This is a genomic window from Burkholderia sp. DN3021, from assembly GCF_049805555.1.
Lineage (GTDB): Bacteria > Pseudomonadota > Gammaproteobacteria > Burkholderiales > Burkholderiaceae > Burkholderia > Burkholderia pyrrocinia_C.
The window spans coordinates 74,741-87,226 of the sequence record NZ_JBNCAB010000015.1 but is presented as its reverse complement, the minus strand read 5'-3'; the positions used below and the strand labels follow the sequence as shown (position 1 = coordinate 87,226).

The 12,486-nt window shown below is 64.7% G+C and carries 13 protein-coding genes; 8 read left to right on the top strand and 5 right to left on the bottom strand.

Features of this window, described 5'->3' with window-relative positions; genetic code table 11:
- Positions 1-3: 3 nt before the first annotated feature.
- The 5 genes from ACPUER_RS10680 (at position 4) to ACPUER_RS10660 (ending at position 3,111) form a co-directional block, all read left to right on the top strand.
- Complete coding sequence (locus ACPUER_RS10680) at positions 4-261, top strand: PAAR domain-containing protein (protein WP_425131055.1); 258 nt, start codon at positions 4-6, stop codon at positions 259-261.
- The gene (locus tag ACPUER_RS10675; protein WP_425131054.1) at positions 258-1,667 is read left to right on the top strand and encodes a hypothetical protein; all 1,410 of its coding nucleotides are present in this window, start codon (positions 258-260) and stop codon (positions 1,665-1,667) included. The genes ACPUER_RS10680 and ACPUER_RS10675 overlap by 4 nt, the downstream gene beginning before the upstream one ends.
- A gap of 261 nt (positions 1,668-1,928) precedes the next feature.
- Entirely contained in the window at positions 1,929-2,252 is a 324-nt protein-coding gene (locus ACPUER_RS10670) for an ArsR/SmtB family transcription factor (RefSeq protein WP_034180131.1), read from the top strand.
- Complete coding sequence (locus tag ACPUER_RS10665) at positions 2,252-2,683, top strand: SRPBCC family protein (RefSeq protein WP_425131053.1); 432 nt, start codon at positions 2,252-2,254, stop codon at positions 2,681-2,683. The genes ACPUER_RS10670 and ACPUER_RS10665 overlap by 1 nt, the downstream gene beginning before the upstream one ends.
- Positions 2,680-3,111, top strand: a complete 432-nt coding sequence (locus tag ACPUER_RS10660; RefSeq protein WP_425131052.1) for a DUF1801 domain-containing protein — start codon at positions 2,680-2,682, stop codon at positions 3,109-3,111. The genes ACPUER_RS10665 and ACPUER_RS10660 overlap by 4 nt, the downstream gene beginning before the upstream one ends.
- 135 nt (positions 3,112-3,246) lie before the next feature.
- On the opposite strand, the gene acnA is transcribed toward ACPUER_RS10660, so the two are convergent.
- The 5 genes from acnA to ACPUER_RS10635 all read right to left on the bottom strand — a co-directional run bounded on the left by acnA (position 3,247) and on the right by ACPUER_RS10635 (position 10,411).
- Positions 3,247-5,964 carry an aconitate hydratase AcnA gene (gene acnA, locus ACPUER_RS10655; protein ID WP_425131051.1) on the bottom strand — a complete coding sequence of 906 codons (2,718 nt, stop codon included), beginning with the start codon at positions 5,962-5,964 and terminating at the stop codon, positions 3,247-3,249.
- A 52-nt stretch (positions 5,965-6,016) separates the two neighbouring features.
- Positions 6,017-7,468, bottom strand: coding sequence for a bifunctional 2-methylcitrate dehydratase/aconitate hydratase (locus tag ACPUER_RS10650; protein WP_425131050.1), 1,452 nt, complete (start codon positions 7,466-7,468; stop codon positions 6,017-6,019).
- Positions 7,469-7,491: 23 nt separating this feature from the next.
- Positions 7,492-8,007, bottom strand: a complete 516-nt coding sequence (locus tag ACPUER_RS10645) for a hypothetical protein (RefSeq protein WP_175958712.1) — start codon at positions 8,005-8,007, stop codon at positions 7,492-7,494.
- A gap of 230 nt (positions 8,008-8,237) precedes the next feature.
- On the bottom strand, positions 8,238-9,245 hold the full coding sequence (locus tag ACPUER_RS10640) for an HpcH/HpaI aldolase/citrate lyase family protein (RefSeq protein ID WP_175958713.1): 1,008 nt from the start codon (positions 9,243-9,245) through the stop codon (positions 8,238-8,240).
- A gap of 179 nt (positions 9,246-9,424) precedes the next feature.
- Positions 9,425-10,411, bottom strand: a complete 987-nt coding sequence (locus ACPUER_RS10635; protein WP_034180017.1) for a malate dehydrogenase — start codon at positions 10,409-10,411, stop codon at positions 9,425-9,427.
- A 288-nt stretch (positions 10,412-10,699) separates the two neighbouring features.
- Here ACPUER_RS10635 and ACPUER_RS10630 point away from each other — a divergent pair, with 288 nt between their 5' ends.
- The 3 genes from ACPUER_RS10630 to sdhD all read left to right on the top strand — a co-directional run bounded on the left by ACPUER_RS10630 (position 10,700) and on the right by sdhD (position 12,484).
- Positions 10,700-11,524 (top strand): GntR family transcriptional regulator, encoded by an 825-nt coding sequence (locus ACPUER_RS10630; protein ID WP_081938389.1) that lies wholly within the window; start codon positions 10,700-10,702, stop codon positions 11,522-11,524.
- Positions 11,525-11,694: 170 nt separating this feature from the next.
- Entirely contained in the window at positions 11,695-12,111 is a 417-nt protein-coding gene (gene sdhC / locus ACPUER_RS10625) for a succinate dehydrogenase, cytochrome b556 subunit (protein ID WP_047901353.1), read from the top strand.
- Between the two features lie 4 nt (positions 12,112-12,115).
- Positions 12,116-12,484 carry a succinate dehydrogenase, hydrophobic membrane anchor protein gene (gene sdhD, locus ACPUER_RS10620; protein ID WP_174378791.1) on the top strand — a complete coding sequence of 123 codons (369 nt, stop codon included), beginning with the start codon at positions 12,116-12,118 and terminating at the stop codon, positions 12,482-12,484.
- Positions 12,485-12,486 lie beyond the last annotated feature (2 nt).

Genomic DNA, 12,486 nt, shown 5'->3' with positions numbered 1-12,486 from the left:
CCCATGAAAACACCCGTATGCCTGGGCGATGCGACGACACATGGCGGTGCCGTCAAGACCGCATCATCGACATTCGACCTCGACGGCCGCAAGGTAGCGCTGCTGCATGACGTCGTCTCGTGCCCGGAGCACGGCGACAACCCGATCGTCGAGTGCGCCGAGGGTTACAGCGAAGGCGGCCGCAAATGGGCGGTGCACATGTGCCGAACGCGGTGCGGCAGCCAGGTGATCGCCAGCAGCACAGGGGTGAAAATCGCATGAAGCAAACGTGGACGGTCCCGAACGTCGGGGAATATCAGTACGGCAAGCCCCCCTCGATCTGGTGGTGCGTACTTGCGATCGTCGTCATCGAGATCGCGGGCATGCTCATTGCGGTACTCACCTGGGAGCAGGGCAAGCCGGTGATATCCGAACTCTTCTTCGTGCGCGCGTTGCTGTTGCCGTTGCTGGTGTCTGGTGCCGTGTGCGGCGTGATCTATTGCAGCTACGAGGAGTGGATCGAGCGGGTCGACTGGTGGAATTTCCTGTGCCGCAGCGAGCGGGCGACGTGGCGGCAATGGGCGCAAGCTCACGTGGTGATCGTCGATAGCGTTGCGTTGACGCCGGAGCCCGAGTTGGCTGAACGTCTGCTGGGCCTGGAGGGCAGTGCGCCGATGAATCCCGGCAAGATCCTGGCGTTGCCGGAGTCGAACGGTTCGGCAGGCGTATCGCGGCTCGAACGGGTACTGGAACAACTGCTGACGCCGTTCGCGGCCAGCCTTGCGCGTCATGCGCGGAGCCGTGTCGTCGATGTGATCCTGCAATCGGCCGGCAAGGAGGATCTGACCGAACTCCGGGCCGTCTGGAAGAGGCTGAACCTGCCCGACCTCGTGCAGTTCGGATGGGTGCCGTTCGGTGCGAAGCAGACGAATATCGAGACGTGGTTCGACGAAGGCTGCAAATCCGATTTCCGGCTGTTGCTGGCCTGTCAAATGCATGCGGAGGGCGCGGAGCCGGCATGGTCGGAGGCCGCCGTGGCGATGTTGCTCACCTCGCCGCGCGTGATCGAGGACTTCAACGGAAAACTCCGGCCTCAGGCGCGTTTATTCCGCCCGATTGCGATGCCATCCGATTCCGTGGTGGACGCGCTGGAAACGCTGTTGGAATCGGAGCAGACGCCGCGCGTGCGCATCAGGCACGCGTGGCTGAGTGATCTGCCGCCCCCGGGTCGGCATGCGACGCTCGGCGCCATCAAGGATGCAGGACTGGAACTGCCGGTGCACGATGTCGACCGCGCGATCGGCAAACCGGGGCCGGTGAATGAGCTATTGCTTCAGGTGCTCGCGGCGCAGATGGTGGCACATGGCCAGGGCGCACAACTGGTTGCTTCGCCGAACGCTCAACAGGTGCGGCTGAATTTGGTCGGAGCGCAGAGCGCACCGGTGCCTCGCGTCGAGGCGGGCTATATGCGTCGGCTTAGCTTGTCGGTAAGCGTGGGCGGGAGTTGTTGCCTGATCCTGATCATGGTCGCGCTTAATGCTCTCAATGCATCCAGAGGATGGTTCCGGGCCTGCCTGGCCGGATTCGTATTGCTGTTCCTGATCCAGCTTGGCGGTTCGTTCCTGAGGCGTCGCTTGCTGGAAGACGATTTTTACCAGCAACTGCGGCGCATGGGCGCTTGGATTTGAGGCCGGATCATGTGTGGCACGGCATCAGCGCGCGACGATCGAATAAAAATTAGAGCAAACACTCGAACCCGGACGGGCGAAGCCGGCGTGATCCGACGGTACGCGAGACCTTCGGCCGGCCCGCTTCCGGCGCGATTGCGCCCAACGCGAAGCGCGTCGCATGCAGCAGCGGCACTTATCGGCATCCGCGAAATTCCTCCTTGACTCTCGTCGTTCAGCAGATATCCTTCAACCCATAACCAACGGGTTATGAATCAGGACATGCAGAACGCTCACGACATGCTTTTCAGGACGCTTGCCGATCCGACCCGCCGCGCGCTGTTCGAGCGGCTGTGCGAGGAGGGCGAGCTGACGGTTGCCGCGCTGACGGCCCATGCGGGCGTCTCGCAGCCGGCCGTGTCGAAGCATCTCGGCGTACTGAAGCAGGCCGGGCTCGTGAATGACCGTCACGAAGGCCGGCAGACGCACTACAGCGCACAGCCGCAAGCGCTGGCCCCGCTGATCGACTGGACGAGCCAGATGGCAGGCTTCTGGCAGAACCGGTTCGACGCCCTCGAAGATCTGCTGAAAAGGATGGATCAGTAATGAACCAAGCCACTACCGAAACGCGCTCCGTCGTCGTCGAACGGGAGCTGTCTCATCCGCCGGAGAAGATCTGGCGCGCGCTCACGCAACCGCACCTGATCGAGGCGTGGCTGATGAAGAGCGACTTCGAGCCCGTCGCGGGCCGCGCCTTCAGCTTTCGCGCGGACTGGGGCTCGGTCGACTGCACGGTGCTGACGATCGAGCCGCAGCGGGCGCTGTCCTATACGTGGGCCGCTTACGGCCTCGAGAGCGTCGTCACGTGGACGCTCACACCGACGCCGGCCGGCACGCACCTGCGCATGGAGCAGGTCGGCTTCCGCGCGGATCAGGAGCAGGCGTACCGCGGCGCGCAGCACGGCTGGGTACGGTTCTTCGAGTCGCTCGAACAGGTGCTGGCGCGCCCCGACGAAGGCACGGAGGCCCGCGCATGAGTACAACGGACCTTCAACCGTCGGCGCGCATCGACGCGCTGATCGCCGGCATCGCCGACTGGCGCGGCCCGCTCTTTGCCGACCTCCGCCAGACTATCCTCGCTGCCGACGACGGCATCGTCGAGGAATGGAAATGGATGGGCAGCCCCGTGTGGTCGCGCGACGGGATGATCGCGGTCGCGAATGCGCACAAGGGCAAGGTGAAGCTGACGTTCATGCACGGCGCGCATCTGCCCGATCCTGGCGGGCTGTTCAATGATGGCCTCGAAGGCAATGCGCGGCGCGCGATCGATTTCTTCGAAGGCGACCGGATCGACAAGCGGGCGCTGAAGACCCTCGTGCGCGCGGCGATCGAATACAACCGCACCCACCTGAAGAAGAACGCGCGAGGAGCGGGCACGAAGGCGCGCGGCGACAAGGCGGCGTGACGGCGGCGTGACGCGCCGGACGACCGGCAACATCGCGTAACGCGATGAACCAAAAAAAGCCCGACACGAGGTCGGGCATCCAAATCGGCCGCAACCGCCCGCGAGGCGGCTGCGGCACCTGCAAAAGCAGGGCGCTTACGCTGCGAGCAGCGAGCGCAGCACGAACGGCAGGATACCGCCGTGCTTGTAGTAGTCGACTTCGATCGGCGTATCGATGCGCAGCAGCACCTGCACGCGCTGCGTTTCGCCGTTCTTGCGGTTGATCACGAGCGTGACGTCCTGCTGCGGCTTGAAGTCGTCGCCGAGGCCCTCGATGTCGTACGTCTCGTCGCCGGTGATGCCGAGCGACTGGACGCTGTCCGAGCCCTTGAACTGCAGCGGCAGCACACCCATGCCGACCAGGTTCGAACGGTGGATCCGCTCGAAGCTGCGTGCGATCACGGCCTTCACGCCGAGCAGTTGCGTGCCCTTCGCGGCCCAGTCGCGCGACGAGCCCGTGCCGTACTCTTCGCCCGCGAACACGACGGTCGGCGTATCGGCGGCGATGTATTGCATCGCTGCATCATAGATCGACTGCTGTTCGCCGCTCGGCTGGTGGATCGTCAGGCCGCCTTCGACGCGCGTGCCGTCCGCCTTCACCGGGATCATCAGGTTCTTGATCCGGACGTTCGCGAACGTGCCGCGCATCATCACGTCGTGGTTGCCGCGGCGCGAGCCGTAGCTGTTGAAGTCGGCCTTCTGCACGCCGTTTTCCTTCAGCCACTTGCCTGCCGGCGAGTCTTCCTTGATCGAGCCTGCCGGGCTGATGTGGTCGGTCGTGACCGAGTCGCCGAAGATGCCCAGTGCGCGCGCGCCCTTGACCGACGGGATCGAAGCGGCCGGTTCCATCGAGAAGTCGTTGCCGAAGAACGGCGGCTCGGCGATGTACGTCGACTTCGGCCAGTCGTAGACCTGGCCCGATTCTCCCTCGATCTTGCTCCAGAGATCGCCCTTCTTGGTCAGCTTCGCGTAGTTGTCCTCGAACTTCTTCGGATCGAGCGCGAACTTGAGCAGCGCCTGGATTTCGTCGCTCGTCGGCCAGATGTCGCCGAGGTAGATGTCGCGGCCGCCCTTGCCCTTGCCGACCGGCTCGGTCATCAGGTCGCGCGTGATGTTGCCGGCGATCGCGTACGCGACGACGAGCGGCGGCGACGCGAGGAAGTTCGCGCGGATGTTCGGGTGGATACGCGCTTCGAAGTTACGGTTGCCCGACAGCACGGCTGCCGCGACGAGGTCGTTCTTCGTGATCGCTTCGTTCAGTTCCGGCGTCAGGTCGCCCGCGTTGCCGATACAGGTCGTGCAGCCGTAGGCGGCGACTTCGAAGCCGAGCTTCGACAGGTAGGGCAGCAGGCCCGTCTTCGTCAGATACTCGGTGACGATGCGCGATCCCGGCGCGAGCGACGTCTTGATGTGCGGTGCGACGGTCAGGCCGGCTTCGACGGCCTTCTTCGCGAGCAGGCCGGCAGCCAGCAGCACGCTCGGGTTCGACGTGTTGGTGCACGACGTGATCGCGGCGATCAGCACGTCGCCGTTCTTCACGTCGACGCCGTTGCTCGTCGTGTACTGCGTGTTCAGGTCGTCCGCCTTCTTCGCGAAGCCGTTTTCCGCGACCGGCTTCGAGAACAGGTCGGTGAACGTCGACTTGACGTTGCCGATCTCGATGCGGTCCTGCGGGCGCTTCGGGCCGGCCAGCGACGGTGCGACCGTCGCGAGGTCGAGCGTGACCGTCTTCGTGTAGTCGATGTCGCCGGCCTTCGGAATGCCGAACAGCTTCTGCGCCTTGAAGTAGTTTTCGAACGCGGCGATTTCCGCCTTCGTGCGGCCCGTGCCTTCGAAGTAGTCGATCGTTTTTTTGTCGACCGGGAAGAAGCCCATCGTCGCGCCGTATTCCGGCGCCATGTTGCCGATCGTTGCGCGGTCCGGCAGCGACAGCGACTTCGTGCCTTCGCCGAAGAACTCGACGAACTTGCCGACGACCTTTTCCTTGCGCAGCATTTCGGTGATCGTCAGCACGAGGTCGGTGGCCGTCACGCCTTCGCGCAGCTTGCCCTTCAGCTCGACGCCGACGACGTCCGGCGTCAGGAAGTACACCGGCTGGCCGAGCATGCCGGCTTCGGCTTCGATGCCGCCCACGCCCCAGCCGACCACGCCGATGCCGTTGATCATCGTCGTGTGGCTGTCCGTGCCGACGAGGGTATCCGGGTAGTACACGGTGTCGCCGCCGTCCGCCTTCTTGTGGACGCCGCGCGCGAGATATTCGAGGTTCACCTGGTGGACGATGCCGACGCCCGGCGGCACGACCTTGAACGTGTCGAAGGCCTGCATGCCCCACTTCATGAACTGGTAGCGCTCGTTGTTGCGCTGGAATTCCAGTTTCATGTTCAGGTCGAGCGCGTCCTTCTGGCGGAAGTAGTCGATCTGGACCGAGTGGTCGACGACGAGATCGACCGGGACCAGCGGCTCGATCTTCTTCGGGTTCTTGCCGGTGCGCTCGGCGACGCCGCGCATGGCCGCGATGTCGGCGAGCAGCGGCACGCCCGTGAAGTCCTGCAGCACGACGCGCGACACCACGAACGGAATCTCGTCGACGCGCTTCGCGGTCGGCTTCCAGTTCGCGAGCTGCTCGATGTGCTCTTCGGTGATTTTCTTGCCGTCGTAGTTGCGCAGCACGGACTCGAGCACGATACGGATCGACACCGGCAGGCGTTCGATCTTCGTCTTCAGCTCCTTGCCGAGTTGCGGCAGCGAGTAGAACTTGCCTTTGCCGGAACCGCTGTCGAATTCCTTGAGGGTCTTGTGGAGATTGTGGGCCATGGTGATTTTCCTGGGTTTAAGGCTAGGAAACAACGTGTCCTGTAGATGACGGCTATATCACATACAAGTCGACGTACTCATCGACCGGCATCGCTTCGAGCTTTGCCTGGTCCAGCGACACGTCGAGAATCGCTTGTTGCTGCTTGGCCGGGAAGCGGCGGGCGAGGTTGGTCCGGAACTTCTCGACCAGCAGCGGGATGCCTTCTGCGCGGCGTCGCTTGTGGCCTAGCGGATACTCGACCACCACTTCGGCAAGCTTCGATCCGTCCGTGAATTCGATCGTCAGCGCATTCGCGATCGATCGCTTGTCCGGATCGTGGTAATCCTTCGTGAACTGCGGATCCTCGACGCACACGGTTTTCGCGCGCAGCGCGTCGATGCGTGGGTCCGCTGCGGCCGAATCTTCATAGTCGGCCGCGGTCAGCCGGCCGAACAGCAGCGGCACGGCGACCATGTACTGGATGCAGTGGTCGCGGTCAGCCGGATTGGCGAGCGGGCCCTGCTTGTCGATGATGCGGATCGCGGCCGCATGCGTGCGGATCGTGACCCGGCCGATGTCGTCGGTCGTGCGGCCCGCCGCGGCGAGCTGCGCGTGCAGCTGCAGCGCGGCCTCGGCGGCCGTCTGCGCATGGAATTCGGCGGGGAACGCGATCTTGAACAGCACGTTTTCCATCACGTACGTGCCGTACGGGCGCTGGAAGCGGAACGGCTGCCCGTCGAACAGCACGTCGTAGAAACCCCAGGTCTTCGCGGTGAGCGCCGACGGATAGCCCATTTCGCCCGTTTTCGCGATCAGCGCGAGGCGCACCGCGCGGGACGTGGCATCGCCGGCCGCCCACGACTTGCGCGAGCCCGTGTTCGGCGCGTGGCGGTAGGTACGCAGCGCGTGGCCGTCGACGAACGCGTTGGATACCGCGTTGATCAGCTCGTCGCGCGTGAGCCCGAGCAGCCGGCCGACGACGGCCGTCGACGCGACCTTCACGAGCAGCACGTGGTCGAGCCCGACCGCGTTGAACGAATTCTCGAGTGCGAGGCAGCCCTGGATCTCGTGGGCCTGGATCATCGCGACCAGCACGTCGCGCATGAGCAGCGGCTTCCGGCCGGCCGCGACGGCCGTGCGGGAGAGCCAGTCGGCCGTCGCCAGGATCCCGCCGAGATTGTCGGACGGATGACCCCATTCGGCGGCGAGCCAGGTGTCGTTGAAGTCCAGCCAGCGGATCATCGCGCCGATGTCGAACGCGGCCTGGACGGGATCGAGCTGGAAGGACGTGCCGGGCACCTTCGCGCCGTTCGGCACGATCGTGCCGGGCACGACGGGGCCGAGCAGCTTGGTGCAGGCAGGGTAGGACAGCGCCTCGAGTCCGCATCCGAGCGTGTCGATCAGGCAATGACGCGCCGTCTCCAGCGCGAGCGCGCTGTCGATGCCGGTGTTCAGCACGTAGTCGACGATATCGACGAGTACCGTATCCGGAGCAGGGCGGACGTTGGAGACCGGGGCGGACATCGAGGGGCCGGGGGGGAACGCGCTTAGTTCGTTGCCGGCTTCAGCTCGTTCGACTGCGTCGGTGCCGGCGTGCCTTGCGCCATTTCCGGCGTCACGCACTCGTCCGCGAGGCGCTCGCCGCCGTTCGCGTCGGAGAACAGCATCGCCTTGGACGGGATCACGACCAGCTTGAAGCCTGCTGCCGGATCGTAGAACGTGTCGGCGCCCGTCGTCGTGGCTTGACGCGGCAGCTTGTAGTTCTTCTTCGCCCAGTGAACCGTGACGACCTGGTCGCGCTTCATGTCGCCGGCGAGGTCGAACGACAGGCCATCCTTACAGGCCCACTTGACCGCGCCGTCCGGTACCGGATCGACCTTGGCAGCGGCGCGCGCCTGCGCCTTCTTGCTGCGCGGGATGATGCGCTTGGCCGGCGCCGGGCGCTTGGCCGCGGCCTTCTTCGCGGTCGTGCTGGCCGTACCCTGGGCAAACGCGCTCGGAGCCGAGACCAGCATCGTGGCGGACAAGGCGCCGATGGCGGTAGCGATCAGGAGTTTCTTCATGGAGTCAGAACCTTTCGATAATCAGTTGACAAGGGCCGGCAATCGAAGCTGCCGGCCGGTTTGAAACTGCACGCGCCCCGAAAGCGCGCAGCGGCCGCTATTTTCACCTATTTGGCCGCGCATATTTCAGGTTTTCGGGCTCCGTTACGTTTTTTGTCGTTTCGCAAACCTCTGTCCGGTTCGCGCCTCGGCGAATGCATGAAATTCGTGTATCGGCCGGCGGCGCGCGCTCACTGCGCGTCGCCCGCGGCGGCCGGGCCGAACAGCCGCGTGGCCTCGGCCGGTACGGGCTGGCCGGTGGCCCGCGCGCGGCGCAGCACCGACCAGTAATAGCGATAGCTCGCGCGATCGTGCAGCGTATCACCGTGGCGCGTCGGGCCCCAGTCGGCGGCCTGCGCGGCGAGCAGGATCTCGGCGGCCAGCACGACCTCGTCGGTGCGCGGCGCGAATGCGTCGACGATCGGGCGGATCTGCGCGGGGTGGATGCTCCACATCCGCGTGAACGCGAATTCGTCGCGCGCGCGGCGTGCATCGGCGGCGACGACGCCCATGTCGCGCACCTCGGTCGTCACGTTGTGCGACGGCGTCTTGCCGTGCGCGTGGCAGGCCGCGGCGATTTCCAGCTTCGCGCGGCGCACGAGCGGGTGTTCGAACTGGCCGGGCGAGCGCATCGCGGCATCGGGAATCGCGCCGTGGTGCGCGGAGACGAAATCCATCAGCCCGAAGCTCAACGTGCCGACCATCGGCAGCGCGGCGAGGGCGGCCGCCTGCGCGAGCGCGCCGTGCGTCTCGACCAGCACGTCGACCGGGATCGGCTGCGCGATGCCGAGCTCGCGGCGCGTGCCTTCGATGAACGCGGCCATTTCGGCTGCGTCGGCGGCGTTCGCGATCTTCGGGAGCGTGATGTAGGCGGGGGCGCGGGCGGCGCGCAGCACGATGCGGACATCGTCGCGCCAGTGCGGGTGGGAAAAGTCGTGGATCCGGACGCCGACGCGCCCGAAGCGGTTCTCGGCGCTGCCGAGCAGCTCGGCGACGAGTTCCGCGTGTGCGGCTTCCTGGCCGACGGCCGCGCCGTCCTCGCAGTCGAGCGTGATGTCGAATACGGGGCCCGTTTCGGCCTGCAGCGCGAGCGACTTGCGCATCAGCTTCTCGCTGCCCGCGTAGTGATCGCAGCATGGCAGGATCGCGGGCGGGGACGCCCCGTCGTACAGCACTTGTGCAGGAGTGAGCGCGGCCATCTCTTCTACGTCAGGGAAGCGGGTCAACGTGGAGAAAATCGGATTCGGGCGCGTTCTGGGCCGATGCGCGGGGCGCACGAGGCGGCAAAACGTGCCCGGATCGGATCGGGCGGCAGGGCCGGCGGCTTGCCGGCCCTGCGGTGACGAGCGCCCGGAGGCTGCCCGTCACGGTACTGAAATTAGTTCTTCAGCAGGTGGGCGACGCCATCGCGCTCTTCGAGCAGCTCGGCCAGCGTGCCGTCCATCTTCTCGCGCGAGAACGCGTCGATTTCCAGGCCTTCGACGCGCTTGTACTCGCCGTTTTCGCAAACGACCGGCACACCGTAGATGATGTCTTCGGGGATGCCGTACGAGCCGTCCGACGGGATGCCCATCGTGACCCACTTGCCGTTCGTGCCGAGCACCCAGTCACGGACGTGGTCGATCGCCGCGTTGGCTGCCGACGCGGCCGACGACAGGCCGCGTGCTTCGATGATCGCCGCGCCGCGCTTGCCGACGGTCGGGATGAACGTGTCGCGGTTCCACACGTCGTCGTTGATCAGCTTCAGCATCGATTCGCCTTCGGCGGTCGCGAAGCGGAAGTCGGGGTACATCGTCGGCGAGTGGTTGCCCCACACGGCGAGCTTCTCGATCGATGCGACCGGCTTGCCCGACTTGGCGGCGAGCTGCGACAGCGCGCGGTTGTGGTCGAGGCGCAGCATGGCCGTGAAGTTCTTCTTCGGCAGGTCCGGTGCCGACTTCATCGCGATGTACGCGTTCGTGTTCGCCGGGTTGCCGACGACCAGCACCTTCACGTCGCGGCTCGCGACTTCGTTCAGCGCAGCGCCCTGAACCGTGAAGATTTCGGCGTTCGCCGACAGCAGGTCCTTGCGCTCCATGCCCTTCGAGCGCGGACGCGCACCGACCAGCAGCGCGACGTCGGCATCCTTGAATGCAACCTTCGGATCGTCGGTGATCACGACGCCCGCGAGCAGCGGGAACGCGCAATCGTCGAGCTCCATCACGACGCCTTTGACGGCGGCTTGGGCTTGCGGGAGGTCGAGCAGTTGCAGGATGACCGGCTGGTCCTTGCCGAGCAGGTCGCCGTTCGCGATGCGGAACAGCAGGGAGTAAGCGATTTGACCTGCGGCGCCGGTGACGGCAACGCGCTTTGCGGGCTTAGCCATTGAAAATCTCCAGGACGGGTGAAGCGTTGGACGCTAGCGAAAACGCCATTCTATGCGCGTTGTGCGTAACGTTGCAGTGAAGCAGGGCGGAGGACTCGCGATGGCAGACGCGGTGAACCTGGAGACGGCCGTGGCACGTAGCCTGGGACGCGCTTTTGCACCCGCGAACCCTTGCTCGACCGGGAGTGTAGGAGCCGTCACGCGCAAAGTCAAACGGTATCATATGTCTTATATAAGACAGATGTTTTGCCGAAATTGAGTGGACGAAAAAGTGCGGTTTGTGATGAAATGCGCGCCATGACATCGAACCAGGCGAATACCGCGAATCAGACCGGCGCAGGCGGCCCAGGGCAGCCGGGCGCGAGCGATTCCGCTCCTTCGCCCGCGGCGTCTGCGTCGCCGACGTTCAGCCCGTTATACCAGCAGATCAAGTCATTGATCACGCAAAGTCTCGAAACCGGCGAATGGAAGCCGGGCGAGATCATTCCGAGCGAAGTGGAGCTCGCCGCCCGTTACAAGGTCAGCCAGGGCACCGTTCGCAAGGCGATCGACGAACTGGCCGCAGAAAACCTCGTGGTCCGGCGGCAGGGCAAGGGTACTTTTGTTGCAACGCACAACGAGGATCGCGCGCAATTCCGCTTCCTGCGTCTGCTTGCCGACGACGGTGCCGAGCACCCGCACGTGAGCCGCCTGCTCGAATGCCGGCGCCTGCGTGCGCCGGCCGAGATCGCGCGGCAGCTCGACCTGAAGCCGGCCGATCCCGTCGTGCAGGTGCGCCGCCTGCTGGAGTTCGACAGCGAGGTGACGGTGCTCGACGAGATCTGGCTGCCGGGCGCGATGTTTCGCGGGCTCACGTTCGAGCGGTTGAGCGAGTACAAGGGGCCGCTCTACGCGATGTTCGAGACGGAGTTCGGCACGCGGATGATCCGCGCGACGGAGAAGATCCGCGCGGTCGCGGCGGATCCGGCGGTGGCCGACCTGCTGCATGTGCCCGCGGGTTTCCCGTTGCTGTCGGTCGAGCGCGTGTCCTATACGTACGGGGATCGGCCGGTGGAAGTGCGGCGCGGCTGGTATGTCACAACCGGGTACTACTATCAGAATGACTTGAGCTGACGACGGTTCGGCTCAGGCCGAGTGCATTCGCGTTTCCCACGCTCGCGAAGCACGTTTCGGGCCGCCTTTGTTCTCGTTCGCGCAACTATCCAGAGCAGACTTTCGCTGCAGCGCGATATAAAAAGGCGCTAAAATCGCGGATTAGTGTGACAACATAGTAGGGGTCTAGCATGACTGACGCAGTAAGAAAACCGAGGCCGGAATACCGGAACATCGGATTCAGCGATATCACGATGAAATATCGCATGCCGCTGGCAGCGACTTTGTCGATCCTCCATCGAGTCAGCGGCGCGCTGCTGTTCCTGTTCCTGCCGTTCCTGCTGTTCCTCTTCGACCAGAGCCTGACGTCCGAGCTCAGCTTCGAAGTCTTCAAGGCCTTCCTCTCCAACATCGTCGTCAAGCTGATCGTCCTCGCGTTGTCCTGGGCTTTCTTCCACCATTTCTGCGCCGGCATTCGCCACCTGCTGATGGACGTCAACCACGACGCCGTCACGAAGGAAAGCGGCAAGCGGACGGCAGTCGTCGTCTTTGTCGTCTCGATCGCGCTGACGATCGCCATGGCACTCAAACTGTTCGGAGCGTTCTAAGAAAATGGCAGCCAATAACCGAATCGGCTCGAAGCGCCTCGTCGTCGGCGCGCACTACGGCCTGCGCGACTGGCTCGCGCAGCGCATCACCGCCGCGATCATGGCGGTCTACACGGTCATCCTGCTCGTCCTGTTCTTCGGCGCGCACGACTTCTCGTACGAAGGCTGGGCGTCGATCTTCTCCGCGCAATGGATGAAGCTCGCGACCTTCGTGATGCTGCTTTCCCTCTTCTACCACGCATGGGTCGGCGTGCGCGACATCTGGATGGATTACGTGAAGCCCGTCGGTGTGCGCCTGCTGCTGCAATCGCTGACCATCGTCTGGCTGCTCGCATGTGCGGGCTACGCCGCGCAGATTCTCTGGAGAGTGTAAAG